The following is a 25,893-nucleotide window of genomic DNA, read 5'->3' on the forward strand; positions in this document are numbered from 1 at the left end:
GACGGTCCGTCGCGGCGCGCAGGCGGATCTGGAGATCTCGCGCACGGGGTCGACGCTGCGGTTCGGCGGCCCTCCATTCTACCGCGCGGCGGCCGGTCGCGCGGCGCTCAGTGGCGATCTGACGAACGATTTCTCCGGGGTCGACCGAAAATGCGTCCTCAGCCGTAGGTATCGCGCGGACCACGCCCTGGAATCGACCTGGGGCCCTTTTTCCAGTTCGGGACGTCGGGCCCTTGGAAACGGATCGCGGTGATCCCCGCGTCCGGGTGGTTCACCGCGATGTGGTTCATGATCTCGATCCGCATCAGCCGCAGCTGCGTCGACCAGGCCGTCGACTCGCACGCCACCGTGAGCACGCCGTCGACGACGCCCACCGGGGTGGAGTGCTTGGCCGTCTCCTCGCCGGCGATCGCCGTCCACGACGACATCAGGTCCCCCTGGGCGAGGGGAGCGGTCCAGCCGAGCTTCACCGTGAGGGAGGAGAGGACGTCGCCGAGGTCGTGCGGGTCGCGGCCGCCCCCGAACGGGGCCGCATCGCCCTTCGGCTCGGCGCGGTCGACGGTCTTGCGCACTCGACGAGGAGCGTCGCCGCCGAAGACCTCCTTGAGGTGCTGGTAGACGCGCGCCGCCTCGGAGTCGGCAGCGGGGGCAGGAGCACCGCGGCGGGGGGAGTCAGCCACGGTCGGGCTCCGGGTCGGGCTCCGCGGTGCCGTCCGCGCTGTCGTCCGCAGCTGCGTCCACGGTGTCGTCGCGCTCGCGGGACGCGTGCGTCTCGGCGGGACCCGTCGGCGTGGACGCGGCCTCGGCCGGAGCGGTCAGGGGTGCCTCCGGGACCACGACGGCGTCGGACTCGACGATGCGCCCCGCCTCGATGCGAACCGTGTGCGCGGCCAGCTCCGCGGGCACGTCGTCGAAGACGGCCGCCGTGATCAGCACCTGCTCGTAGTCGGCGACGACCGAGGCGAGGCGCTCGCGCCGGCGCGCGTCGAGCTCGGCGAAGACGTCGTCGAGCATCAGCACCGGGTCGCCCATGGGGGAGTCGCGACGGAGCAGCTCGGCCGCGCCGAGCTTGAGCGCCAGCGCGAACGACCAGCTCTCGCCGTGGCTGGCGTAGCCCTTGGCCGGCAGGTCGTTGAGCTCGAACTGGACGTCGTCCCGGTGCGGTCCGACCAGCGAGATCCCGCGGTCGAGCTCGCGGCGGCGCACGGAGAGCAGCGCGGCGGAGAACGTCTCGGCCAGCTCCGCCGGCGCGGCGGCGACCTCGGACGTCGCGACGGGCTCGTCGTCGTCGTCGACCGCCCCCTGGACGCTCAGTCGCGAGCGCAGCACCGGGCGCTGATCGGCCCCGGCGACCGCCTCGTAGGCGGCGCGGACCGGTCCGCTCAGCTCGTCGACCAGGGTCAGCCGCGACTGCATGATCTCGGTGCCGAGCGCGACGAGCCGCTCGTCCCAGATGTCGAGCGTGCCGAGCTTGGCGGGATCGCGGACGCCGCTCGCCCGCGCGGACTTCAGCAGCGAGTTGCGCTGGCGCAGCACGCGCTCGTAGTCGGCCTGCATGGCGCTCATCCGGGGGGACCGGAGGACGATCAGCTGGTCGAGGAAGCGGCGCCGAGCGGACGGGTCGCCGCGGATCAGGAGGAGGTCCTCCGGTGCGAAGAGGACGCTCGAGAAGAAGCGGGGCAGCTCGCGCGGCTTGATGCCGCCCCGGTTGATCTGCGCGCGGTTGGCGGAGGAGCGGTTGATCTGCACCTCGGCGAGCAGATCGCGGTCGCCGTTGCGGAGGCGGGCCCGGATCACCGCGCTGTCCTGACCCGCGCGGATCAGCGCCTGATCGGTGGACACCCGGTGCGAGCCGAGGGTGGAGAGGTAGCCGAGCGACTCGACCAGGTTCGTCTTGCCCTGGCCGTTGCGGCCCACGAACAGGTTCGGGCCGGGAGCGAGCGCGACGTCGACGGAGGCGTAGTTGCGGAAGTCGCTCAACGCCAGCTGCGTCACCTGCACGCGGTCACCTCCTCCGTCTCCACTCTGCCCTTTGCGGCACCTGCCGACGCGGGGTCTCGATACGCCGCTGCGCGGCTACTCGACCGGCATGGAACGGGGGCCGGCTGCCGAACCATGTTGATCGAGTAGCCCGCGCAGCGGGCGTATCGAGATCCACCCGCGTTGGACGACGAGTCTGCAGATCCGCCGTGGTGACGACGGTGGGTCTCGATACGCCCCTCCGGAGCTACTCGACCAGCATGCGGGGGACCGCCTCTGATCGAGACCCCTGCGCCGTCCGAAGGACGCGCCTCTCCCTCCGAGCACAGCAGAAGCGGCCGACTTCTCCGCGCAAGGTGAAGGCGGCCGGAGGCCCGCCGCGGCCATGACAGCATCCCTGCGTCATGGCTGCGGCGGGCCGCAGGTCGCCGTCCGCGACCGGCTCTGCGGAACGCGACTGCTTCGAGAAGCCGACCGCCGAGAGGACTGCCGCAGGCAGTCCGAACCGGTCGACTCAGTCGACCGCTTTGACGGAGTGCCCGCCGAACTGGTTGCGGAGCGCCGCGACCGCCTTCATCGCGGGGGAGTCCTCCTGGCGGGAGACGAAGCGGGCGAAGATCGAGGCGCTGATCGTGGGGACGGGGACGGCGTTGTTGATGGCCTCCTCGATGGTCCAGCGGCCCTCGCCGGAGTCCTGGACGTAGCCCTCGATGTGCTCGAACTCCGGGTCCTGCTCGAGCGCGCGGACGAGCAGCTCGAGGAGCCAGGAGCGGACGACCGTTCCGCGCTGCCACGCCTTGAAGGTGCCGGTGACGTCCTTGATGATGTCCTTGCGGGTGTCGAGGAGCTCGTAGCCCTCGGCGAACGCCTGCATCAGCGCGTACTCGATGCCGTTGTGCACCATCTTCGCGTAGTGGCCGGCGCCGACCTCGCCGACGTGGACGAAGCCCTCCTCGCGGGGGCCCTCGGGGCGGAGCGCGTCGAAGACGGGCATCGCGTAGTCGACGAGCTCCTTCGGGCCGCCGACCATCAGGCCGTAGCCGTTCTCGAGGCCCCAGACGCCGCCGGAGACGCCGGCGTCGATGTAGTGGATGCCCTTGGGCTTGAGGAGCGCGTCGTGCTTGAAGTCTTCGGTGAAGCGGGAGTTGCCGCCGTCGATGACCAGGTCGCCCTCGCTGAGCTTCTCGGACAGGTCGGTGACGACCGCGTCCGTGATGGCACCGGCGGGCACCATGACCCAGACGATGCGCGGCGCCGGGAGGGCGGCGATCATCTCGTCGAGCGAGGCGGCGTCCGAGACGTCCGGGTTGCGGTCGTAGCCGGTGACCTCGACGCCCTTCTCCCGCAGGCGGGAGCGCATGTTGTCGCCCATCTTGCCGAGTCCGACGAGTCCGATGTGCATGGTGAACCTTCCTGGGATTCGATGTCCGGCGGGCGGGCGCTCGTCGGCGGAGAGACGGTCGCGGCGCTGCGATCGGGGAGGAGCGGTCAGCGCAGGAGCAGGTTCGGCTGCAGCAGGTAGCGGTAGCTGTCGCTGCCGGGCTGCTCGCGCGAGGTCTGCGCCGTGATCAGGACCGGTCCGGGCTTGTTGGGGTTCTCGGTCTTCGTGAACGCGATGCGCACGAACTCCGAGTGCACGGCGGCGAGGCCGTCGAGCAGGAACTGCGGCTTGAGCGAGACGACGACGTCGGTGCCGGTGACGATGGCGTCGATGCTCTCGGAGGCCTGCGCCTGCTCCGAGCCGATGGCCTCGAGGGTGAGCCCGTCGCTGCTGAAGCTGAAGCGCAGGGCGGCCTCGCGCTCGAGGACGAGCGAGACGCGGCGGGTGGCCTCGATGAGGTCGCTGGTCGCCATCACCGCGTAGTTCTCGACGGAGGCGGGGAAGAGGCGCTTGACGGGCGGGAAGTTGCCCTTGATCAGGAGCGAGGTGACGGTCTTGCGATCCGCGGTGAAGGCGATCAGCTCGCGCTCGTCGCGCTGGGTGATCGCGACGGAGACGGTGCCGGAGTGGCTGAAGGTCTTGCCGACCTCCTGCAGGGTGCGCGCCGGCACCAGGGCGGTCAGCGGCTGGCTGGGGGCGGCGTTGTCGCCGTTGTCCCAGTCGATCTCGCGGACGGCGACGCGGTAGCGGTCGGTGGCGACGAGGCCGATGGTGTTCTCGGTGATCTCGAGCTGGACGCCCGTGATGACGGGGGTGACGTCGTCGCGGGAGGCGGCGACGGCGACCTGCGAGATCGCGGCGGAGAAGGCGTCCGCGGGGACGAGGCCCGTGGAGGCGTCGATCTCGGGGATGCTCGGGTACTCCTCCACGGGCATCTGCAGCAGCGTGAAGTGCGCCGAGCCGGCCGAGACCGAGACGCGCGACTCCTCCGTCGCGACGCGCACGGGGGCGTTGGGCAGGCGGTTGGCGATGTCGGCGAGCAGTCGGCCCGAGACGAGGACCGTGCCGGTCTCCTCCACGTCGGCGGCGATCTGCGTCTGCGCGGAGACCTCGTAGTCGAACGAGGAGAGCGTGAGGCCCTCGGCGGTCGCCTCGATGAGGATGCCCGAGAGGATCGGCAGGGTCGTGCGCTGCGGCAGCAGCTTGACCGCGAACGACACCGCCTCGCTGAAGACATCGCGGTTGGCTTGGAACCTCACGAGAACACCCCTGACGAGTCGTGGACGAAGACCGACGCCCATCGTACTCGTCAGCTTCGGCGTGCCCGGAAGCACGACGCCCTCCCGGGGCAGCCGAGCCCTGTGGAGAGGTTGCCGGTCCGCCCCTGATTAAAGAGAGAACTGCGTTAACAGTGTTAACACGTGTGGAAACTGTGGAAAACGTCCGGGACCTCTACTGACGACTGCGATGCGGAGGGGGTCGAGCTGTGGACGGAGTGTGAGCGCGGTCGTGGACGGCCTGTGGAGGGATCCGCCCGGATGGTCGTGAGTGCACAGGCGGGTGCTCGGAGCGCACAGATCGAGGGCGGTTGTCCACAGTTATCCACAGGTTGCTCACACGTGTGGAAATCGACCGGAATCGTTCGATGTGGCGAACGCGGGTGGGCGTGGCGGGGTGCGGCGAAGGAGACGAGGGCACCGGGAGAGTGGGTCTCGAGACGCCGCTGCGCGGCTACTCGACCAGCATGTGTGCGACCGGCAGGGGTGGCGAGGCTGCTCAACCTGCACGAGGGGTCGCGAGAGAGCCTTCGCAGGTGCTCGGACGTCACCGGGAGGGGACGCCCATGCTGGTCGAGCAGCCCGCGCAGCGGGCGTATCGAGACCCACCAGCGTCAGAAGTACGAGAGAGCGGAGTCGCTCCGCGGGTCAGCGGTTGGTCTTGATGCGGGTGGTCAGCTCGGTGACCTGGTTGTAGATGCTGCGGCGCTCCTTCATGAGCTCCGAGATCTTCTTGTTCGCGTACATGACGGTGGTGTGGTCGCGGTTGCCGAACAGCTGGCCGATCTTGGGCAGGGAGAGGTTCGTCAGCTCGCGGCAGAGGTACATCGCGATCTGGCGCGCCGTGGCCACCGCCTGGGAGCGCGACGAGCCGTAGAGATCGTCGACCGTCAGCTTGAAGTAGTCCGCGGTGTGATTGATGATGTCGACCGGCGAGATGACGTTGTCCTCGTCCAGCGTGATCAGGTCCTTCAGGACCGTCTGCACCAGCGCCATGTCGACCGGCGTGCGGTTGAGGCTCGCGAACGCGGTGACGCGGATCAGCGTCCCCTCCAGCTCGCGGATGTTGCTGGACACCTTCGACGCCATGAACTCGAGGATGTCGTCGGGCACGAGCAGCTTCTCGCTGACGGCCTTCTTGCGGAGGATCGCGATGCGGGTCTCGAGGTCGGGCGCCTGCACGTCGGTGATCAGGCCCCACTCGAACCGCGACCGCATGCGGTCCTCGAAGCCGGTCAGCGCCTTGGGCGGCAGGTCCGAGGTGATGACGACCTGCTTGTTGTGGTCGTGCAGCTGGTTGAAGGTGTGGAAGAACGCCTCCTGCGTCTCCGCCTTGCCCTGCAGGAACTGGATGTCGTCGATGAGGAGGATGTCGACGTTGCGATACCGGCCGTGGAACGCGTTGCCCCGGTTGTTCGCGATCGAGTTGATGAAGTCGTTGGTGAACTCCTCGCTCGACACGTAGCGCACGCGGATCCCCGGGTAGAGGCTCATCGCGTAGTGGCCGATGGCGTGCAGGAGGTGGGTCTTGCCGAGGCCCGAGTCGCCGTAGACGAAGAGCGGGTTGTACGCCTTCGCCGGCGCCTCGGCCACGGCGACCGCGGCGGCGTGCGCGAAGCGGTTCGAACCGCCGATGACGAAGTTGTCGAAGCTGTACTTGGGGTTCAGCCGGGTGTCGGTGGCCGGCACCGTCCGCAGCTCCTCGACGACCCGGACCGGCGGCGCGACCGTGGCGGAGGATCCGGTGACGGGCTCGAACGGGTTGAGCGACTCCGAGGACGGCGAGCTCATCGGCTCGTGCTCGATGTCGGGGTTCACCACGAAGGCGAAGGTCGAGACGCCGAAGGAGTCGTCGAGGGCGCCGATCGCACTCAGCAGCGGCACGCGCACGCGGTGCTCGAGCATCCCGCGGGTGAACTCGTTCGGGACCTCCAGGTAGAAGGTGCCCGCCATGATGCCCTTGGGTTCCACCAGGGAGACGAAGCCGTACATCGGCGCGGTGATGCGCTCGTCCCGCGACAGCTCGCCGCGGATCACGTTCCACGCGTCGATCATCGACGTGTCGTCAGGCATCTGTCTCCGGTCCTCGGTCGCTCTCGAAATCCTGGCCGCCGCCCTGGGCTGTCGTCCGTGTCGGCGGGCCCTCGGTTCCAGCGGAGATCCGGGGCCCGATCCCTGCACAGGCGTGTCCACAGGTCTCGGCCGATCCCGGCGATGACGCGGGACAAGACGGTTCGCGCCTGTGGATAACTGCGGCTCAACACCGTAACGAACGGAGCCGATGGGAGACAAATCCACCACAGCGACACCCGCGTGTCAATGCGCGGAACACGCGGTCCCGTGTGCAGAATCGAGGTTTCGCTCGGTGCACATTTGACCGGTGGCGGCGGAGGACGTAGTTTAAGTCAGTTGACGCCTGCCCGGCGTCGGGAGCACGGTCCTCGCGGATCGGGCCGATCGGCACCCGGGCACCCCCTCTTCCCGGACGATCCGGAGCCCTCGCCACCGGCGTGGCGCCCCGCTCGCACCGCGGAACACGTACGTGGAGATCTGACTATGAGCAAGCGAACCTTCCAGCCGAACAACCGTCGTCGCGCCAAGGTGCACGGCTTCCGTCTGCGCATGCGCACGCGCGCTGGTCGCGGCATCCTGAGCGCACGCCGCGCCAAGGGCCGCACCGAGCTCTCGGCGTAGCGCCAAGCGATTCCGTCCAGCGGTGCTGGCCAGAGCCCATCGCATCGTCCTCGGTGGCGAGTACCGGGCAGTCGTCCGTCGCGGTGTGCGGTCCACGGGACCGCACACCGTCACGTATGTCCGGAGGTCCTCCGGTGACGCTCCGGTGCGGTTCGGCTTCATCGTGGCCAAGACCGTCGGGACGGCCGTGAAGCGGAACACCGTGCGGCGCCGGCTCAAGGCCGTCGCCTTCGAGCTCGTGCCGCAGATCGAGTCCGGGACCGACGTGGTCGTCCGGGCGCTGCCCGGCAGCGCCGACGCTCCGTGGTTCGCGCTGCGGCAGGACGTCGTGGCCGCGGTGACGCGTGCGCGCGTCGTCCGCGCGGGCGAGGCGCTCCGGTGACGGCCGCTCCTATCGCCACCACTCCGGCGGCGACACCCGCGGCCTCCTGGGCCGTCCGGCTGGGCTGGTTCCTCTTCCTGCTGCCACGCAACATCGGCATCCTGCTGCTCGTCGTGTACCGGGCGGTGATCTCGCCGCTGTACGGCGACGTCTGCCGCTACTACCCGTCGTGCTCCTCCTACGCACTCCAGGCGGTCCAGCTCCACGGGCTCGTCCTCGGGTCCGTCCTCGGCGCCCGCCGACTCCTCCGCTGCCACCCGTGGGCGGCCGGCGGGGTCGACGACGTGCCGACCTCGATCCCCCTGCACCGACCGGCTCCCGGCCGGACCCGCTTCGCCGTGACGCGATCCGGGTTCGTCGCGGGCCCTCGAAAGGACTGACCCCCTCCCATGGACCTCCTCGGCACGATCCTCTGGCCCCTCAAGTGGGTGGTCGAGCTGCTCCTCGTCGCCTTCCATCAGCTGCTGACCTTCACCGGCCTCGATGCGGCGGCCGGCATCACCTGGGTGCTGTCGATCGTGGGCCTGGTCCTCGTCATCCGCGCCGCGCTGATCCCGATCTTCGTCAAGCAGATCAAGAGCCAGCGCCGCATGATGGAGGTGGCACCGCAGCTCAAGAAGATCCAGGACAAGTACAAGGGCAAGCGCGACCAGCTGTCGCGCGAGGCGATGTCCCGCGAGACCATGGAGCTCTACAAGAAGACCGGCACCAACCCGCTGGCCTCCTGCCTCCCGCTGCTCATCCAGATGCCGATCTTCTTCAGCCTGTTCTCGGTGCTGAACTCGGCGCAGCACAGCCAGCGCGGCGTAGGCCCGCTCGACGACGTCCTCGCCCGCCAGTTCGGCGAGGCCAACCTCTTCGGCATCGCCCCGCTGCACCAGTCGATCCAGGGTGCGCTCGCGGAGGGCGGCCAGGAGCTCGTCGTCGTCATCGCCGTCGTCATGGTCGTCCTGATGACCGCCTCGCAGTTCATCACTCAGCTGCAGATCGTCTCGAAGAACATGTCGCCCGAGGCCAAGGCCTCGCCGACGTTCAAGCAGCAGCGGATCCTGCTCTACATCCTCCCGCTGGTCTTCGCGTTCTCCGGCTTCGCCTTCCCGCTCGGCGTGATGTTCTACTGGCTGACCTCGAACATCTGGACGATGGTCCAGCAGTTCATCGTCATCCGGAACATGCCGACCCCCGGCAGCGAGGCCGCCAAGGCCCGCGAGGAGCGCCTGCGCCGCAAGGGCAAGCTCGTCGAGGAGACGACCGAGGCCGGCACCGTGACGCTCGTCGAGAAGAAGGCCGTCCAGCGCGCGCAGCCTGTCAGCAAGAACCGCTCCAAGAAGCAAGCCGGAAAGAAGTAGGGCCCGCCATGACCGATTCGACGCAGATCTTCGCCGGCGCCCCGGTGCCCTCGGACGGAGCGGCCCCCGCGGAGGAGGAGCTCGCTCAGCGCGCCCCGTCGGCGGACGACGGCGCCGCGCCGACGCTGTCGCAGCTCGAGGAGGAGGGCGACGTCGCCGCGGACTACATCGAGGAGTTCCTCGACATCTGCGACCTCGACGGCGACATCGACATCGAGGTCCGGAACGGCCGTGCCTACCTGTCGGTCACCGCGTCGGGCGACACCAACCTGCGCGTGCTCTCGCGCCCGGATGCGGTGCAGGCCCTGCAGGAGCTGACCCGGCTCGCGGTGCAGACGAAGACGGGTGCCTTCTCGCGCCTCATCCTCGACATCGGCGGCTCCCGCGACGCCCGTGAGGCCGAGCTGGCCCAGCTGGTCGACCGCGCGATCGAGCGCATCGAGGAGGGCGCGACGTCCGCGTCGCTGCCCCCGATGTCCTCCTACGAGCGCAAGCTCGTGCACGACATGGTCGGCGAGCGCGGGTTCGTGTCGGAGTCCCGCGGCGAGGCCCGCGAGCGCCACACCGTCATCACCCGCGGCTGAGCGCCGTGGAGCCGACCCTCGAGCCGGAACCCGCTGCCGCCGTCGCGATCGCGGGGGAGCGGCTGCCGCTCCTCCGGCGCTTCACCGAAGCACTCGCCCGGGAGGGTGAGGAGCGCGGTCTGATCGGACCGCTCGAGCTGCCGCGCCTCTGGACGAGGCACGTGCTCAACAGCGCCCTGGTGGCCCCTCTGCTGCGTCCGGGGCTCGTGGGTGATGTCGGCAGTGGTGCCGGCCTTCCGGGCGTCGTCCTGGGCATCGTGCGGCCGGACGTGCGGTTCGTGCTGATCGAGCCGATGGAGCGCCGCGTGCTGTGGCTGCAGGAGCAGGTCGAGGAGCTCGGACTCGAGAATGTCTCGGTTCTTCGGGCTCGCGCGGAGGAGGTCCGGCTCGACGAGCCGCTCGACCAGGTGACGGCCCGGGCGGTGAGTGCGCTGTCGAAGCTCATCCCGCTGACAGCGCCGCTGCTGCGTCGGGGCGGCGAGCTCGTCCTGCTCAAGGGCATCAATGCCGAGAAGGAGATCGAGGCGGCGTCGAAGCAGATCCGCCGGTTCCGACTGTCTCCGCCCGAGGTCGTCGTGCTCGGCGACGGCGTGCTCTCCGAGGTGACGCGGGTCGTCCGAGCTACAGTGGGATGATCGCCACGACGTCGCACGTGATCCCCTGAATCCTCGATCGTCGGTCCCTCGGTGCTGCCCCACTTCCACCCGCTGAGCGAAGGTTTCACGTGAAACGATCCGACCCCGCCGGACTGACCGGAGGATTCGATGCCTCGACTCCCCTCGCCCGCGAGATCGCGGACATGACGCGTCGGCGGGCGCTGCTGAATGCGCAGCCGCTGCCGAAGCCGGAGACGACCCGCGTCATCACCATCTCGAACCAGAAGGGCGGCGTCGGCAAGACGACCACGACCGTCAACCTCGCGGCCGGCCTGGCACGCGGCGACGCGAAGGTCCTCGTCATCGACCTCGACCCGCAGGGGAATGCGTCGACGGCGCTCGGGATCGAGCACCGCGCCGAGACGGCGAGCGTCTACGACGTCATCGTGAACGACACCCCGCTGGCGGACGTCGTGCAGAAGAGCCCGGAGTTCGCCTCGCTGTACGGCGTGCCCGCGACGATCCACCTCGCCGGCGCCGAGATCGAGCTGGTCTCGCTCGTGGCGCGGGAGCAGCGTCTGCGTCGAGCACTGGACCGGATGCTGAAGGGGATGGCGGAGCCGTTCGACTACGTCTTCATCGACTGCCCGCCCTCGCTCGGTCTCCTCACGATCAATGCGTTCGTCGCCGCGCGTGAGGTGCTGATTCCGATCCAGTGCGAGTACTACGCGCTCGAGGGGCTCAGCCAGCTGCTGAAGAACATCGACCTCATCGAGCGGCACCTGAATCCGAACCTGGCGGTGTCGACGATCCTGCTGACGATGTTCGACGGCCGGACGAACCTGTCCAACCAGGTGGCGGCCGATGTGCGCGAGCATTTCCCGAAGGAGGTGCTGCGTGCGGTGATCCCGCGCAACGTGCGGATCTCGGAGGCACCGTCGTACGGCCAGAGCGTGATCAGCTACGACCCGCAGTCCTCCGGCTCGCTCGCCTACCTCGAGGCGGCCGCGGAGATCGCGCGCCGAGGCGTTCCAAAGACCGCTGCTGCACCCACCGATGGAGAGGACCGCTGATGGCGACCAAGCGCACAGGACTCGGCCGAGGCATCGGCGCCCTGATCCCGGTCAGCGACGACACCCGCTCGCGGCCCGTCGACGTCTTCTTCCCGGATCAGGTGGGTGCGGCGAACGCCGAGGACGACCTGCTGCAGGTCCCCGGGGCGCGGCTCGCGCAGCTCTCGCTGTCGGAGATCGTGCCGAACGCCGCGCAACCCCGGTCGGTCTTCGACCAGGACGAGCTGGCGGAGCTGGTGCACAGCATCCGCGAGTTCGGAGTGCTGCAGCCGATCGTGGTGCGGCCGGTCACCGGGCGCAAGGGCGCGAAGTACGAGCTGGTGATGGGGGAGCGGCGCTTCCGCGCCTCCAAGGCCGCCGGCCTGAAGACCATCCCCGCGGTGGTCAAGGACACGGCCGATGAGAACATGCTCCGGGACGCGCTCCTGGAGAACCTGCACCGGGCTGAGCTCAACCCGCTGGAGGAGGCGTCGGCGTACCAGCAGCTGCTGAGCGACTTCGGCATCACGCAGGAGGCGCTGGCGACCCGGCTCGGGCGGTCGCGTCCCCAGATCTCGAACACGCTCCGGCTGCTGCGTCTGCCGGCCGACGTGCAAGCGCGCGTCGCGGCGGGTGTGCTCAGTGCGGGGCACGCGCGTGCGGTGCTGTCGGTGGAGACGCCGGAGCTGATGCGGCGCCTGGCCGACAAGATCGTGAACGAGGACCTGTCGGTCCGTGCGGCCGAGGCTGCTGCGGGGCAGATGAAGGCTCCGAAAGCGGCCCCGCGCGAGCCGGAGGAGGAGCAGGGCGGACACGCCGGGCATCTCACGACGGTGGCGGACCACCTCGGCGACCGTCTGAACACTCGGGTCAAGGTGACGCTGGGGGCACGGAAGGGCCAGGTCGTCATCGACTTCGCCTCGATCCAGGACCTGAACCGCATCCTCGCCGAGATCGGCGAGCCGACTGAGGTGTCGCTGGCGCCGTAGTGGTGTGAGCCGTTTCACATGAAACGGCAGGGACTGTATGGGGTCTCGATACGCCGCCCACGGCGGCTACTCGACCAACAAGGTGTGGGGCGCCGATCATCTAGTCGTGCGCGTCCTCCTTGCTGCTCGAGTAGGCGCGGAGCGCCGTATCGAGATCGACGCTGTCCGAGGTAGGGCCTTGGGTGGGTCTCGATACGCCGCCGGCGGCGGCTACTCGACCAGCATGGTGTCGTGCCGGCCATAGAAGCCGACATCTCATTCATGCTGGTCGAGTAGGCGCGGAGCGCCGTATCGAGACCGACGCTGTCGGGCGTGGGCTGTTCGAGGGGTCTCGATGCGCCGCTGGGGGCGGTTACTCGACCAGCATGATCGCGGACGCGATTGGTGGCGGCGTCGGCGTGGGCTGCGCTCTTGATAGTCGAGTAGGCGCGGAGCGCCGTATCGAGACCGACGCTCGTGGCGGGTGGGTCTCGATAGGCCGCCGGAGGCGGCAACTCGACCAGCATGTGGGGAGGGACGAGTCTCGAAGGCCGGCAACTCGCTCTTGTTGGTCGAGTAGGTGCGGGGCGCCGTTTCGAGACCGGCGCTGGTGGTGGGTGGGTCTCGATACGCCGCCGGGGGCGGTTACTCGACCAGCATGAGTCGGGTGGGAGACGGTGATGTTTCACGTGAAACGAGGGCGGGCGGGGTGTCGCAGATGTTTCACGTGAAACGCGATGGAGATCTGTCGAGCCGTTTCACGTGAAACGGGTCAGGGGCGGAGGGCGCGGCGGGCGAGGGTCGAGTAGACGTCGCCGAGGTAGCGGCCGGAGGCCTCGATGGCCTGGGGAATGAGGGAGGTCTCGGTCATGCCGGGGAGGACGTTCGCGTCGAAGAACCAGGGGAGGCCGTCGGGGTCGACGATGACGTCGATGCGGGAGAGGTGGCGGAGGCCGAGCAGTTTGTGGATGGCGACCGCGACGCGGGAGACCTCGGCGAGCGTCTCCTCCGGCAGCCGCGCGGGCGTGTAAAAGCGGGTCTCACCCGCGGTGTAGCGGGCCTCGAAGGTGTAGCGGCCGGCGACCGGCGCGATCTCCACCGGGGGGAGTGCGAAGGGGCCGTCGCCGAGGTCGAGGACACCGACCGAGACCTCTGTGCCGAGGACCTGCTGCTCGATCAGTGCGACCTCGCCATAGGTGTAGGCATCGACCATCGCACGGGACAGCAGACCGGGCTCGGTGACGATGCTGACACCCTGTGCGGACCCGCCCTGCGCGGGCTTCACCACGAGCGGTCCGGGGAGGTGCGACTGCACCTGCTCCAGGATGCCCGCGGCGCCGAGCTCGCGGAACGTCTCGCGGGGGAGGGTGATCGAGCGGGGCGTCGAGAAGCCGGCCCGCGCGACCAGTGTCTTCGCCGTCGGCTTGAACCAGGCGAGTCGCGCCGCCTCGGTCTGCGAGCCGACGTACGCGAAGCCCGCCGCCTCGAGCAGCCCGAGCAGCGCGCCGTCCTCACCGCTCGCGCCGTGCACGGCCGGCCACACGACGTCCGGGCGCTGCTTCAGCAGCGCTGCGAGCAGACCGGCGTCCGGCTCGCGGTGCGTGACCCGGTGCCCCATCGCGGACAGGCGGTCGGCGACGCGGCGGCCGGAGCGCAGGGAGACGTCGCGCTCGTGACTGATGCCGCCGCTGATGACGACGATGTCCAGGGGCTCCTCGGAGCTCGAGAGATCGGCGCTGGAGAAAGAGGTCATGACCTGGCCTTTTGTGCTCGTGGTTCGTGCCGTCAGAGGATCTGCGGCGGCAGGGCGGCGTCACGCTGCTCGACCGGGGCACTCGTGCGCGCCCCCGTGCCGGCGAAGGTGGACAGCAGGTCGAGCTCGCCGTTGATGACGGTCGCGAGGCGACGGATGCCGTCGCCGATCCGCTCCGGAGTCGGATAGCAGAACGACAGCCGGATGTTCCGGCGGCCGTCGCCGTTGCCGAAGAATGCGGTTCCCGGCGTGTACGCGACGAGCTCCTTCACCGCGCGGGGGAGCATGGCCTTCGAGTCCAGCTCCGCGGGCAGGGTGACCCAGACGTAGAAGCCGCCGTTGGGATTCGTCCAGCTCAGGCCGGGGAGGTGCGTCTCGAGTCCGCGGATCATCGCCTCCTTCCGCTCGCGGTAGACACCGCGGAAGGTGTCGATCTGCGCTCGCCAGTCGGCAGTCGAGAGGTACTGCGAGATCACCAGCTGACTGAAGGACGACGGGCTGAGCACGGCCGCCTCGTTCGCCAGGATCAGTCGCTCGCGAATGGCGTGCGGCGCCAGCGCCCAGCCGATTCGGAAGCCGGGGGCGAGCGTCTTCGAGAAGGTGCCGAGGTAGATCACGCCGTCCTCCTCGAGGGAGCGCATCGCCTTCGGCGGCACGTCCTCGAAGTAGAGCAGGCCGTACGGGTTGTCCTCGAGGACGAGGATTCCCTCGCTCTTGCAGATCTCGAGGATCTCGACGCGGCGCTCCCAGCTCAGCGTGACGCCGGCCGGGTTGTGGAAGGTCGGGATCGTGTAGAGGAACTTGATCCGCTTCCCTGCGGCCCGCACGTGCGCGATGTGCTCGCGCAGCGCCTCGGGGATCAGGCCGTGCTCGTCCATCGCGACGTGCTCGATCTCGGCCTGGTAGGAGCGGAAGATGACCATCGCGGTGACGTAGCTCGGGCCCTCGGACAGGACCACGTCGCCCGGATCGAGGAACAGCTTCGAGACCAGCTCGAGGGCGTGCTGCGAGCCGGTGGTGACGACGACGTCGTCGGCGCTGGCCGAGATGCCCTCGAGCGCCATCACCTCGAGGATCTGCTCGCGCAGCACCGGGACGCCCTGACCGGAGCCGTACTGCAGCGCGACCGGGCCCTGCTCGCGCATGACGGTGGCCATGGCGTCGGTCACGAGGTCCTGGGGGAGGGCGGAGACGAACGGCATGCCACCGGCGAGCGAGACCACCTCGGGGCGGGAGGCGACGGCGAACAGGGCTCGGACCTCGCTGGCCGCGAGGCCGGCCGTGCGCTCCGCGTAGGAGTCGTACCAGGGGTCGAGATTGGTGCCGGCGTTGATCACGGTGGTGTCGCTCCGCTCGATGGACAGGGGTCTCCGACCGTCAGCCGGATCGGTCCAGACTACTCGGCGGCCCGGAGCGGAGCCGGGGGAGAGGGGCGCCACTGCGCAGCCCGTGGACTGCCTCCTGCGGCCGTTTCACGTGAAACACGGACACTGACCGGGTACGACGAAACCCCCGCGCCACAGGGGCACGGGGGCTTCGACAGGGGGGCCTGGCTCAGGAGGACCTGAGCTCAAAGCGGGCCTGAACTCAGAGGAACGCGGCCAGGTCGGCCTCGAGGGCGGGCTTCGGCTTGGCGCCGATGACGGTCTTGACGACCTCGCCCTTCTGGTAGACCTTCATCGCCGGGATCGAGGTGATCTGGTACTTCGCGGCGATCTGCGGGTTCTCGTCGACGTTCAGCTTGACGATCTCGATCTTGTCGCCGTGCTCGGCCGAGATCTGGTCGAGGATCGGGGCGACCATGCGGCAGGGACCGCACCACTCGGCCCAGAAGTCGACCAGGACGGTCTTCTCGGAGTCGAGGACATCGGCCTGGAACGATGCGTCGGTGACGCTCTTCGCGGTGGACATGACGATTTTCTCCTTCGTGAGCCGGCGGCGCCGACTCGAGTACGGGTGGTGGGAGGGCTAGAGGGTGAGGAGCTCGGCGGCCGGAGTGCCCTCGGTGCTGGCGATGCCATCGGTGAGGGCGGCGAGGTAGTGCTCGGCGTCGAGGGCGGCGACAGTGCCCGATGCGGCGGCGGTGACGGCCTGACGGTAGGTCGGGTCGATGACGTCGCCGGCGGCGAAGACGCCCGCCACGGAGGTCTGCGACGAGCGGCCGGTGACGGCGATGGTGCCGTCGGTCGTCAGGTCGAGCTTGCCGTGGACGATGTGGGTGCGCGGGTCGTTGCCGATCGCGATGAAGAGGCCGTCGAGCTCGAGCTTCGACTCGGTGCCGTCGACCGTGTCACGCAGCTTGACGCCGTTCACGTGGTTCTCACCGGTGATGCCGGTGACCTCGGTGTTCCAGACGAACTCGATCTTCTCGTTGTCGCGGGCGCGCTTCTGCATGACCTTGGAGGCACGGAGCGAGTCCTTGCGGTGGATGACGTAGACCTTCTCGGCGAACTTGGTGAGGAAGGTCGCCTCCTCCATCGCGGAGTCGCCGCCGCCGACGACGGCGATGGTCTTGCCCTTGAAGAAGAAGCCGTCGCAGGTGGCGCACCATGAGACACCGTGTCCCGACAGGCGGTCCTCATCGTGCAGGCCGAGCTTGCGGTAGGCGGAGCCGGTGGCGACGACGACGGTCTTGGCCTCGATGCTCTCGCCGGAGCCGAGGTGGATCGTCTTGGTCTCGCCCTCGAGGTCGAGGGAGACGACGTCGTCGTAGAAGGTGTCCGCGCCGAACTTTTCGGCCTGCTTCTGCATGGCCGTCATCAGCTCCGGGCCGAGGACGCCGTCCGGGAAGCCGGGGAAGTTCTCGACGTCGGTGGTGTTCATCAGGTCGCCGCCGATCTCGACGGACGAGGCGACGACCACCGGGTGCAGATCGGCGCGCGCCGCGTAGATGGCGGCCGTCCAGCCTGCAGGGCCGGATCCGATGATGACGATGTCGCGCACGGCAACTCCTCGAGGTCTGTGCTGAGCGGGGGCTGCTCCGGCGGAGTGCCGGAGCGGGGGGACTGCCCGAACCCGGTGGTGATCGCCGGGCCGTGGAGCCGGACCCGCTCGCTCTGTCGTTCCCGGGCTCCAGGGGCTACAACACATCCTAGGCGGGGCCTATTCCGCGGCGCCGGGGGCACTCGGCGCGCGGTCAGGGTCGCGGGGCAGATCGGCGGCGGCAGCCTCAGAAACCTGCGGTGACCGGCTCTTTCGTCGCGTCCTGGTCGATGCTGCGGCGCTGACCGATCGACCGCCGCGAGATCATCACCGTCAGCCAGCCCGCGGAGGCGAAGACGGCCGTCATCGCGGCGACGTAGAAGACGACGGCGATCATGCCGCCCGGCAGGATCGGCGGGTCGGCGAGGCGCGGATCGAGGAACGGGTACGGGTACCAGACCTGCTCGTGCTTCATCTGGTCGTAGACCAGCGGAGCCCGGACGCTCGTGTAGACGAACCAGGCGACGGGGAAGGCCAGCAGTGCGGGGACAACCGCCCAGGAGAGCCGCCGACGGCCGGGGGCGAAGAGCCAGTCGAGGATGAGCGCGAGCGGCGCGACGACGTGCATGACCTCGTTGGTCCACTCCTGGCCGGCCCCGGCGCCCGTGACCACCGTGCCGCGCAGCAGCAGGTTGTAGACCACGCCGATCACGACCATGTAGGTGACGACCCCGGCGCGCAGCCAGGCGAACCAGCGGGGTTCCGGCAGGGCGCCGCGGGCGAGGACGACGGCACCGATCAGCAGGACCACGGCGGCGAGCAGGCAGATCTCGACGGTGATGTAGCTGAAGAAGTTGGCGGTGAGCGTCGCGCGGTCGCGGAAGCGGGCCTCGACCCAGAACGCGTGGGAGTCGAGGAAGCTCACCGTGGTCGCGGTGAGGACGGCGGCCGCGACGAGCACGCGGAGCAGGACGAAGGTGGAGCGCATCGCGCCTTCCGGGTCGGCGGGAGGGAGGAGGGGGAGGCGGCTCTGCCGGAGGACGCCCCCACCCTTCCACGTCGCGCCCGCCGGCGCACCACCGCTTCGGTGACGTCCCAGTGTCGGGACGGGGGCTCTCAGGGACGCCGTGGGGCCTCAGCCGGTCCCAGCGGGTCTCATCGACGCACAGGGCCCGTCAGTGTGCGTCAGCGGTCGTCAGCGCCCGAGGCGGCGGAGGAACGGCGCGGCCATCGCCCGCAGCTCGGGGACGCGCAGGACCCAGAGGACGCCGAAGTAGACGACCGCCATCACGACGCCGGTGATCACCATCGAGATCAGGGCCTCCAGCACACCCGCGGACGGATAGCCGTCCGCGCGGGAGAGGGCGAGCATCACCAGGACGCCGGCGCCCATGGCCGGCAGGGTGGTGACGGCGTAGATCGCGAACCGGCGGACCACGCGCCTCCCACCCGAGCCGCCCAGTCTCCGGCGGAGCATGACGCAGGCCATCAGCGCCTGCACGGCGACGCCGACCGAGATCGACAGCGCGACGAAGACCGCCGTCGACGAGTTCGGCAGGAGGAAGGCGATCCCGCAGCCGATGACGATGATCGCCGTCTGCACCAGCGTGTACAGGAACGGCGAGCGGCCGTCGTTCAGGGCGTAGAACCCGCGCTGGACGATCGCGAGTGTCGAGAACAGCGGCAGCACGATCACGTAGGCGGTGATGATGAAGGCCATCTGCGCAGCGGCTTCGGGATCCGAGGGGGCGAAGATCGTCGCGAACGACCGGGCGCAGACGACGAGCGCCGCCGCGGCGAAGAAGAGGAACAGCCCCACGACCCGGACGGAGGTCGAGATGTCGCTCCGGAAGTCCTTCATCTCGTTGCGCGAGGCGTGGCCGCTCATCTTCGTGTAGTACGCGGTCGCGATCGAGACGGCGATCACCGAGTGCGGGAGCATGAAGACGAGCCACGCCTTCTGCAGCGCCGTCGCCGAGGCGTCCTCGCCGGAGGGGCCGCTGACCGTGTTGTTCTCGATGAAGCCGGCGGCGACGGTCAGGAGCAGGGTCGCGAAGGTCCAGATCGCGATCCGCCCGGCGCGACCGAGGCCGACCCCGCGGACGCTGAAGTCGGGACGGTAGCGCAGGCCGACCCGCTTCCAGAAGAAGACGAGCAGGCTCGCCTGCAGCGCCACTCCGAGGGTCGCCGAGCCCGCCAGCACCGCGATCATCTCGGGCGTCCACTGCGTCGCGAGGCGCTCCCCGCGGCCGTCCGAGCCGAAGAGGTTCTGGAAGGCGAGGAGCCCGCCGATGGCGACGACGTTGTTGACGACCGGCGTCCAGGTGAACGGCCCGAAGGAGCCGCGCGCATTGAGCACCTCGCCGAGGATCGTGTACAGCCCGTAGAAGAAGACCTGCGGCAGGCACCAGTAGGCGAAGGTGACGGCGAGGCGGGTCTGCTCCGGCCCGTACTGCGAGGCGTTCAGCTGGATCAGCAGGGGTGCGGCGAGCGTCGCGATCACCGCGGCGCCGAGGAGGACGAGCAGCGCGAGGGTCAGCAGCTTGTTGATGTAGCGCTGGCCGCCGTCGGCCTGGAGGCCGGCGCGTACGATCTGCGGGACGAGCACCGCGTTGAGCGCACCGCCCGCGATGATCGCGTAGATCGTGTTCGGGAGGCCGTTGGCGACGGTGAAGGCGTCGGCGCCCTGGCCGACGAGGCCGATGGTCTGGGTGAAGACCAGCGACATCACGAAGCCGAGGACCCGCGAGACCATCGTGCCGGAGGCGAGGACGGCGCTCGCGCGACCGAGGGAGAAGCTAGCCACGGGGATCCGTTCGGTCGTCGTCGAGGCCCGGCTGGACGGCGAGCGGGGCGTTCGGGTCCTCCTCGTCCTCCTCGGGGGTGTCGCCGCGGCGGCGCCGGCGGATGTTGCGGAGGATGCCCGCGCCGAAGACGAGGACCAGGAGGATGCCGACGCCGAGGGTGCCGACGGTCTCCCAGTCGGCGCGGACGTTGGTGACGATGCCGGTAGGAGCGCCGATGGGCGTGCCGTCCTGGGCCGTCAGCTGCATGCGGAGCTCGGTCTCGCCGTTGCCGACGCGGGCCTTCACCGGGATGAGGACGCGGCCCTGCGAGCGGGCGTCGATCGCCGTGGGCTCGACCGAGGACTCGTCGATGTCGAGGACCGCGTTGGAGGTCGAGGCCTGGATCCGGACCGTCACGGGCCAGGGCAGGTCGTTGCGGACGTAGACCGGGATGCTCGAATCGCGGGAGAGCTGCGTGACGCTGTCGGAGCTCTCGATCGCGACGGAGGAGAGCGTGGTGTCGGCCTGCTCGCGGCTCGCGGCGACCGCTCCCTGCCAACCGGTCGGGTCCTCGCGCCAGGTGACGGCGAGCAGGGCGAGGAGGTCGTTGCGGCGCTTGCCGCTGAGCAGCTGCGGGTCGGTGAGGACGGCGGAGAAGGACTCGACGCGGGCGGCCGCGGTGAGGAGGTCCGAGACGCCCTCGAGGCGCTGCTCCGACTCCGGGCTGTCGACGACGGTCGCGTCCTCGGTCGGCGCCGCGGTGAGGGCGGCGGCGAGCGAGGTCCCCTCCGCCCACGGCAGCGCGTCGACGGCCTGAAGGGTCTGCGAGAGCCGGACACCGTCGATGGCGGCGCCGCGGTCGAGCGCCAGGATCACGGACGGCGACTCGTCCTCGCGCTGGACCTGCGCGAGGTCGGCGGTGAGGTCGGCCATGCGCGCGCGCCACTCGGAGTCGGTGCCGGAGCTGACGGCCGCGTCGAAGGCGGTCGAGAGGGCGCTGTCGGCGATGATCAGGTCGTGGCCGTCGACGGCGGCCCGGGTGGTCGTCGTGACGTCCTCCGGCAGTGCGAGGTTGGCGGAGGACACGACGGTGCGGTTCATGCCGGTCGTGGCATAGACGCCGAGATCCGCGGCGCGGACGGTGCCGTCGTCGGGCCAGGCGATGCTGCCGACCGTCGGCGACCAGTCGAACGCGAGGAGCGACTCGGCCGTCGGGCGGTCGGGGAGGGCGGTCGTGTCGTCGGGAACGGCCGTCGGCGTCGGCGTCGCCGTGCTCGTCGGTGCGAAGAGAGCAGGATCGAGCGCGTACTCGAACGAGGTCGGCGCCAGGAGGGTGGACAGGCCGGACTGGGCCTGGGCGGCCACGTCCGCGTCGGCGTAGGGGAGGGCGAAGACCTCGTTGGGCACCGCCTCGAGGCGCTCGAGCCAGGCGGTCGCCGACTCCGGTGCCGAGTCGCCGAGGACGCGGATCGACGCGAGGATGCGCGGATCCACACCGATGGTCACGGCGCGGCCGTCGACGCTGTCGAGCTGGCGCGAGAGCGTGCCGGTGGTCTGGGTGTAGTCCTGCAGCGTCTCGGCCGAGAGCAGGCCGTCGGCGGTGTCGGGCACGGTGAGCGGCACGAGGACGCTGACACCGGTCTCCTGCTCGCTCGGGAAGCCGGTCGAGAGCTCGACGACGCCGCGGGCCGTCGCGACCGTTCCGCCGGGGCTGGTGACGGTCACCGAGACGGTGTGCGTGCCGAAGGCCTCGGGATCGCGGATCGAGTCGGTCGAGAAGGGGAGGTCGGCCGCGGGCACGGTCACGCCGACCTGGGCCGAGCTGGAGGGCAGCAGTCGCACGTCGGCGCCGTCGCCGGTGCTCGTGCCCTCGTCCTCCGCCTCGCCGTCGAGCCACTCGGCGAGCTCGGCCCGCGAGTCGAGGATGTCCTCGTCGATCGCGACCTCGACCCGCGCGCCGTCGATGGACTCGGTGGTGCCGTTGCGCACGGAGACCGCCAATTGGAGGTCCTCGCCGGGGAGGAGGACGCCGTCGTTCGCCGCGCCCACCGTGGCGGTGACGGTGGCCTGCCCGGACTCGAGAGCCGTGGGCTCAGCGGCGCTCGCCGCGACGGGGAGCGCACCGCCGAGGAGCGCGATCGAGAGCACAGCTGCACCGGCGGAGCGGAGCAGCTGCGGGACCGCGCGCCGGGGGCGGGGACGATCGGAGGGGGTGAGGTCGCGCCGACGCATCGAACTCACTCGGCCTCCATGCGGGTGATTCTACGGGCAGGCCTCCGGGCGGCCGGCTGCCGGGCCGCGGGATGCACTGCGGAGTCGCTCAGGAGCCGTAACTGGTCGAGGCGGTTGCAGGCCGGCGCTCACCCTGGCGCGCACCCCGCCCCGGCCGCACCTCCCCGGTAGGATCTGCCGGATGCACAGCGTCCAGACCGCACTCGAGACCCTCCGCGCTCTCGCGGCGACGCCGACGGTGGCCCGGCTCGCGGAGGCGTTCGCGGCCCAGGGCCACGAGCTCGCGCTGGTCGGCGGCCCGGTCCGCGACGCCTTCCTCGGGCACGGCGTGCACGACCTCGACTTCACGACCTCGGCGCGGCCGGACGACATCGTGCGGATCGTCGCTCCTATCGCGGAGGCGCACTGGGACATCGGCCGGGCGTTCGGCACGATCGGCGCGCGCATCGCGGGCGAGACGGTCGAGATCACGACCTACCGCAGCGACAGCTACGACGGCGTCAGCCGGAAGCCGGAGGTCGAGTTCGGCGACAGCCTCGAGGGCGACCTCGTGCGCCGCGACTTCACCGTCAACGCGATGGCGCTGCGGCTCCCCGAGATCGTGCTGGTCGACCCCGCCGGGGGAGTGGAGGACCTGCTCGCGGGCCGGCTGCGCACGCCGGCTGCAGCCGATCTCTCCTTCGGCGACGATCCGCTGCGGATGCTGCGCGCCGCGCGGTTCACCTCGCAGCTGGGCTTCCGCACGACCGACGAGGTCGAGTGGGCGATGGCCGAGCTGGCCCCCCGCATCGACGACGTCTCGGCGGAGCGGGTGCAGGAGGAGCTGCGGAAGCTCCTCGCGACCGCCTCGCCGCGGGCGGGACTCGAGCTCCTCGTCGACACCGGTCTGGCGGGTTACTTCCTCCCCGAGCTGCCGGCGCTGCGCCTGGAGCAGGACGAGCACCACCACCACAAGGACGTCTACGTGCACAGCCTCACCGTGCTGGAGCAGGCGATCGCCCTCGAGGGGCAGCGGAACCCCGGCGCGGCACCCGACGTCACCCTCCGCATCGCCGCGCTGCTGCACGACATCGGCAAGCCGGCCACGCGGCGTCTGGAGCCGGGCGGAGCGGTCAGCTTCTACCACCACGACCTCGTCGGCTCGAAGCTCGCGATCAAGCGGCTGCGCTCGCTGAAGTTCGACAAGCAGACGATCAGCGACGTCGCCCGGCTGATCGAGCTGCACCTGCGCTTCTTCGGCTACACCGAGGGCGCCTGGACCGACTCGGCCGTCCGCCGCTACGTGACCGACGCCGGCCCGCTGCTGGAGCGGCTGCACATCCTGACCCGGGCCGACGTGACCACCCGCAACACCCGCAAGGCCGACCGCCTGGCGCACGCCTACGACGACCTGGAGCAGCGGATCGCGGAGCTCGCCGAGAAGGAGGAGCTCGCGTCGAAGCGGCCCGACCTGGACGGCACGCAGATCATGGCGATCCTCGAGCTGCCGCCGGGGCGCGAGGTGGGGCTGGCGTACAGGTTCCTCCTGGAGCTGCGGCTCGAGGAGGGGCCGCTCGGCGAGGAGGAGGCCGCCCGGCGGCTGAAGGAGTGGTGGGCGGCGCGCTGAGGAGCCTCGGGTGGTGCCGGCACTGAGATCGGCCCTGGGCGCGGAGCCGCGCGGATGGTAGGGTCGTCAGGTTGTCCATGACCAGACGCACTCGCGTCCGCGGGAGTGGACAGATGCTACATACCCTCCTGTCACGGAAATACCGTGGCCGTTCAGTCCGAAGGAGGTGGGTTAGTGACGCATCAGTACGAACTCATGGTGATCCTGGATCCCGAGATCGATGAGCGCACCGTCGCTCCGAGTCTCGACAAGTTCCTCAACGTCATCCGCACCGATGGTGGATCCATCGACAAGGTCGACGTCTGGGGCCGCCGTCGTCTGGCGTACGAGATCAACAAGAAGTCCGAGGGCATCTACGCCATCGTCGACTTCACGTCGACCTCGGCCGCCGCGAACGAGCTCGACCGTCAGCTGAAGCTGTCGGAGGCCGTCATGCGCACCAAGGTGCTCCGCGCCGAAGAGGGCATCGCCCAGGTCGCCGCCGCCAAGAAGCTCGCCGACGAGAAGGCCGCCCGCAAGGCTGCCAAGGCTCCGGCCGCTCCCAAGGCGTAACGCTGATGGCCGGCGAGACGATCATCACCGTGGTGGGGAACCTCACCGCCGACCCCGAGCTGCGCTACACGCAGGGCGGGCTCGCGGTCGCGAACTTCACCATCGCCTCCACGCCGCGCACCTTCGACCGTCAGGCGAACGACTGGAAGGACGGCGAAGCGCTGTTCCTCCGGGCCTCCGTCTGGCGCGAGTTCGCCGAGAACGTCGCGGGGACGCTGACCAAGGGAAGCCGTGTCGTCGCGACCGGCCGCCTGAAGCAGCGCTCCTACGAGACGAAGGAAGGCGAGAAGCGCACCAGCATCGAGCTCGAGATCGACGAGATCGGCCCCTCGCTGCGCTACGCGACCGCTCAGGTCACGCGCGCAGCAGGTGGCGGCGGTGGACGCGGTCAGGTCGGCGGCGGCGGAGGCAACCAGGGCGCGAGCCAGGGCGGCTTCGGCGGCGGCAACGGCGGCAACCAGGGGGGCTCCGGCGGAAACGGCGGCGGCAACCGCGGTGGCGGCCAGGCCGAGGAGCCGTGGGCGCCCAGCGCTCCGGCCGGTGGCGACGTGTGGAGCACGCCGGGCAGCTACAACGACGAGACGCCGTTCTGAGCCTCGGGCTCGAGCGCGCCCTCACCTGAATCACGCGTCCCCGTCCCGAGAGGGGTGCCGACGGACGCGAACCAGAATCTAAGGAAACCACTATGGCTGGAAAGAGCAGCGGCGACCGCCGCAAGCCGATCCGCGGCAAGGGCGCGAAGAACGCGGCCCCCGCGAAGTCGGTCCGCGTGGGCGTCATCGACTACAAGGACGTCCCGACCCTTCGCAAGTTCATCTCGGAGCGCGGGAAGATCCGCGCCCGTCGCATCACCGGCGTCTCCGTCCAGGAGCAGCGCCTCATCGCCCGCGCCGTCAAGAACGCCCGCGAGATGGCACTCCTGCCCTACGCCGGCAGCGGAAGGTAGGTAGAAGATGTCCAAGGTCATCCTGACCCACGAGGTCGACGGTCTCGGCTCCGCCGGTGACGTCGTCGACGTCAAGAACGGGTACGCCCGCAACTACCTCATCCCGCAGGGCTTCGGCGTCGCGTGGACCCGCGGTGGCGAGAAGCAGGTCGAGCAGATCAAGTCGGCGCGAGCCGCTCGTGAGCACAAGACCATCGAAGAGGCTCAGCACACGAAGCAGGTCCTCGAGGCCAACCGCGTGAAGCTGACCGTCAAGGCCGGCAAGGACGGGCGCCTCTTCGGCTCCGTCAAGACCTCCGACATCGCGACCGCGGTGGCGGCGGCCGGCTACGGCGAGCTCGACAAGCGCAAGATCGTGATCTCGAACGCGATCAAGAACATCGGCGAGCACGAGGCCGTGGTGCGTCTGCGCGACGACATCCAGGCCACCGTGAAGCTGCAGGTGGTCGCGGCCAAGTAAGGCCGCGAGAACGCCGCGGAGGGCGGTGCGACGGGACTTCACGGTCCCCTCGCACCGCCCTTCGTCGTTGCGGTTGTCCACAGCTCCATCCACATACACCCTCCCGGAGGGACAACCTTCAATGCGGTCTGGAGACTCTTTTCCCCACACAGCTGTGGAAACAGGGGAAGACCTGGTCAGGCCGCTGAAAAAACTTGCCCGACAGTCGAGTTCCCACAGGGTTGTCCACACGTTGCCCACAGAGGGCGCGGCGTTTCCCGCTCGTTCTCCACAGTTCTCTCCACAGGGTGGTTTGACCCCGGCGGCGGCCGGTCCGTAGTGTGGCGCAGCGCCCCGCGAGGGGAGCGGGGCAGGCGCCGAGCGTCCGCTGTCG

Annotated in this window: 25 protein-coding genes; 13 read left to right on the plus strand and 12 right to left on the minus strand. The window is 69.8% G+C overall.

Annotated features, from left to right (window positions below):
• Positions 1-158 precede the first annotated feature (158 nt).
• From HRK28_RS14850 to dnaA, 5 genes are all read right to left on the minus strand, one after another.
• Positions 159-680 carry a DciA family protein gene (locus HRK28_RS14850; RefSeq protein ID WP_173252162.1) on the minus strand — a complete coding sequence of 174 codons (522 nt, stop codon included), beginning with the start codon at positions 678-680 and terminating at the stop codon, positions 159-161.
• Positions 673-2,001, minus strand: a complete 1,329-nt coding sequence (gene recF, locus HRK28_RS14855; RefSeq protein ID WP_173252163.1) for a DNA replication/repair protein RecF — start codon at positions 1,999-2,001, stop codon at positions 673-675. The genes HRK28_RS14850 and recF overlap by 8 nt, the downstream gene beginning before the upstream one ends.
• Positions 2,002-2,494: 493 nt before the next feature.
• A complete protein-coding gene (gnd, locus tag HRK28_RS14860; protein WP_159982639.1) occupies positions 2,495-3,382 on the minus strand; it encodes a phosphogluconate dehydrogenase (NAD(+)-dependent, decarboxylating) in 888 nt (295 codons plus the stop codon).
• A gap of 86 nt (positions 3,383-3,468) precedes the next feature.
• Positions 3,469-4,620, minus strand: coding sequence for a DNA polymerase III subunit beta (dnaN, locus tag HRK28_RS14865; protein WP_160086137.1), 1,152 nt, complete (start codon positions 4,618-4,620; stop codon positions 3,469-3,471).
• 666 nt (positions 4,621-5,286) lie between these two features.
• Positions 5,287-6,711: a chromosomal replication initiator protein DnaA gene (dnaA, locus tag HRK28_RS14870; RefSeq protein WP_160086139.1), complete on the minus strand. Its 1,425-nt coding sequence runs from the start codon at positions 6,709-6,711 to the stop codon at positions 5,287-5,289.
• A 483-nt stretch (positions 6,712-7,194) separates the two neighbouring features.
• Here dnaA and rpmH point away from each other — a divergent pair, with 483 nt between their 5' ends.
• From rpmH to HRK28_RS14910, 8 genes are all read left to right on the plus strand, one after another.
• Positions 7,195-7,332 carry a 50S ribosomal protein L34 gene (gene rpmH / locus HRK28_RS14875; protein ID WP_055784512.1) on the plus strand — a complete coding sequence of 46 codons (138 nt, stop codon included), beginning with the start codon at positions 7,195-7,197 and terminating at the stop codon, positions 7,330-7,332.
• A 22-nt stretch (positions 7,333-7,354) separates the two neighbouring features.
• Positions 7,355-7,714, plus strand: a complete 360-nt coding sequence (rnpA, locus tag HRK28_RS14880; protein WP_173252164.1) for a ribonuclease P protein component — start codon at positions 7,355-7,357, stop codon at positions 7,712-7,714.
• A 59-nt stretch (positions 7,715-7,773) separates the two neighbouring features.
• Positions 7,774-8,094: a membrane protein insertion efficiency factor YidD gene (yidD, locus tag HRK28_RS14885; RefSeq protein ID WP_173252392.1), complete on the plus strand. Its 321-nt coding sequence runs from the start codon at positions 7,774-7,776 to the stop codon at positions 8,092-8,094.
• 9 nt (positions 8,095-8,103) lie between these two features.
• Positions 8,104-9,063 carry a membrane protein insertase YidC gene (yidC, locus tag HRK28_RS14890; RefSeq protein ID WP_160086143.1) on the plus strand — a complete coding sequence of 320 codons (960 nt, stop codon included), beginning with the start codon at positions 8,104-8,106 and terminating at the stop codon, positions 9,061-9,063.
• An 8-nt stretch (positions 9,064-9,071) separates the two neighbouring features.
• Complete coding sequence (locus HRK28_RS14895; RefSeq protein ID WP_173252165.1) at positions 9,072-9,647, plus strand: R3H domain-containing nucleic acid-binding protein; 576 nt, start codon at positions 9,072-9,074, stop codon at positions 9,645-9,647.
• A 5-nt stretch (positions 9,648-9,652) separates the two neighbouring features.
• Positions 9,653-10,282: a 16S rRNA (guanine(527)-N(7))-methyltransferase RsmG gene (rsmG, locus tag HRK28_RS14900; RefSeq protein WP_173252166.1), complete on the plus strand. Its 630-nt coding sequence runs from the start codon at positions 9,653-9,655 to the stop codon at positions 10,280-10,282.
• A 164-nt stretch (positions 10,283-10,446) separates the two neighbouring features.
• Entirely contained in the window at positions 10,447-11,316 is an 870-nt protein-coding gene (locus tag HRK28_RS14905) for a ParA family protein (RefSeq protein WP_160091152.1), read from the plus strand.
• Complete coding sequence (locus HRK28_RS14910) at positions 11,316-12,284, plus strand: ParB/RepB/Spo0J family partition protein (protein ID WP_173252167.1); 969 nt, start codon at positions 11,316-11,318, stop codon at positions 12,282-12,284. The genes HRK28_RS14905 and HRK28_RS14910 overlap by 1 nt, the downstream gene beginning before the upstream one ends.
• 751 nt (positions 12,285-13,035) lie before the next feature.
• Here HRK28_RS14910 and HRK28_RS14915 read toward each other — a convergent pair.
• The 7 genes from HRK28_RS14915 to HRK28_RS14945 form a co-directional block, all read right to left on the minus strand.
• Positions 13,036-14,016, minus strand: a complete 981-nt coding sequence (locus HRK28_RS14915; RefSeq protein ID WP_173252168.1) for a D-alanine--D-alanine ligase — start codon at positions 14,014-14,016, stop codon at positions 13,036-13,038.
• Between the two features lie 32 nt (positions 14,017-14,048).
• Positions 14,049-15,350, minus strand: coding sequence for a PLP-dependent aminotransferase family protein (locus HRK28_RS14920; RefSeq protein ID WP_173252393.1), 1,302 nt, complete (start codon positions 15,348-15,350; stop codon positions 14,049-14,051).
• 253 nt (positions 15,351-15,603) lie between these two features.
• Complete coding sequence (gene trxA / locus HRK28_RS14925; RefSeq protein WP_123447267.1) at positions 15,604-15,927, minus strand: thioredoxin; 324 nt, start codon at positions 15,925-15,927, stop codon at positions 15,604-15,606.
• Positions 15,928-15,984: 57 nt separating this feature from the next.
• The gene (trxB, locus tag HRK28_RS14930) at positions 15,985-16,959 is read right to left on the minus strand and encodes a thioredoxin-disulfide reductase (protein WP_123447268.1); all 975 of its coding nucleotides are present in this window, start codon (positions 16,957-16,959) and stop codon (positions 15,985-15,987) included.
• Between the two features lie 226 nt (positions 16,960-17,185).
• Positions 17,186-17,926: a Pr6Pr family membrane protein gene (locus tag HRK28_RS14935; RefSeq protein ID WP_173252169.1), complete on the minus strand. Its 741-nt coding sequence runs from the start codon at positions 17,924-17,926 to the stop codon at positions 17,186-17,188.
• 207 nt (positions 17,927-18,133) lie between these two features.
• Positions 18,134-19,744: a murein biosynthesis integral membrane protein MurJ gene (gene murJ / locus HRK28_RS14940; protein ID WP_367948436.1), complete on the minus strand. Its 1,611-nt coding sequence runs from the start codon at positions 19,742-19,744 to the stop codon at positions 18,134-18,136.
• A complete protein-coding gene (locus HRK28_RS14945; protein WP_254304961.1) occupies positions 19,737-21,956 on the minus strand; it encodes a DUF6049 family protein in 2,220 nt (739 codons plus the stop codon). Before HRK28_RS14945 ends, murJ begins: the two co-directional genes overlap by 8 nt.
• 181 nt (positions 21,957-22,137) lie before the next feature.
• Between HRK28_RS14945 and HRK28_RS14950 the strand changes: the two genes are divergently transcribed.
• From HRK28_RS14950 to rplI, 5 genes are all read left to right on the plus strand, one after another.
• Positions 22,138-23,562, plus strand: a complete 1,425-nt coding sequence (locus HRK28_RS14950) for a CCA tRNA nucleotidyltransferase (RefSeq protein ID WP_173252171.1) — start codon at positions 22,138-22,140, stop codon at positions 23,560-23,562.
• Between the two features lie 174 nt (positions 23,563-23,736).
• Complete coding sequence (rpsF, locus tag HRK28_RS14955) at positions 23,737-24,114, plus strand: 30S ribosomal protein S6 (protein ID WP_123447279.1); 378 nt, start codon at positions 23,737-23,739, stop codon at positions 24,112-24,114.
• 5 nt (positions 24,115-24,119) lie between these two features.
• Positions 24,120-24,707, plus strand: a complete 588-nt coding sequence (locus tag HRK28_RS14960; protein ID WP_123706126.1) for a single-stranded DNA-binding protein — start codon at positions 24,120-24,122, stop codon at positions 24,705-24,707.
• Between the two features lie 92 nt (positions 24,708-24,799).
• The gene (gene rpsR / locus HRK28_RS14965; protein ID WP_056039813.1) at positions 24,800-25,060 is read left to right on the plus strand and encodes a 30S ribosomal protein S18; all 261 of its coding nucleotides are present in this window, start codon (positions 24,800-24,802) and stop codon (positions 25,058-25,060) included.
• A 7-nt stretch (positions 25,061-25,067) separates the two neighbouring features.
• Positions 25,068-25,520, plus strand: coding sequence for a 50S ribosomal protein L9 (rplI, locus tag HRK28_RS14970; RefSeq protein WP_160086161.1), 453 nt, complete (start codon positions 25,068-25,070; stop codon positions 25,518-25,520).
• Positions 25,521-25,893: the final 373 nt, after the last annotated feature.

The sequence above is a fragment of the Rathayibacter sp. VKM Ac-2835 genome (assembly GCF_013266705.1).
GTDB lineage: Bacteria > Actinomycetota > Actinomycetes > Actinomycetales > Microbacteriaceae > Rathayibacter.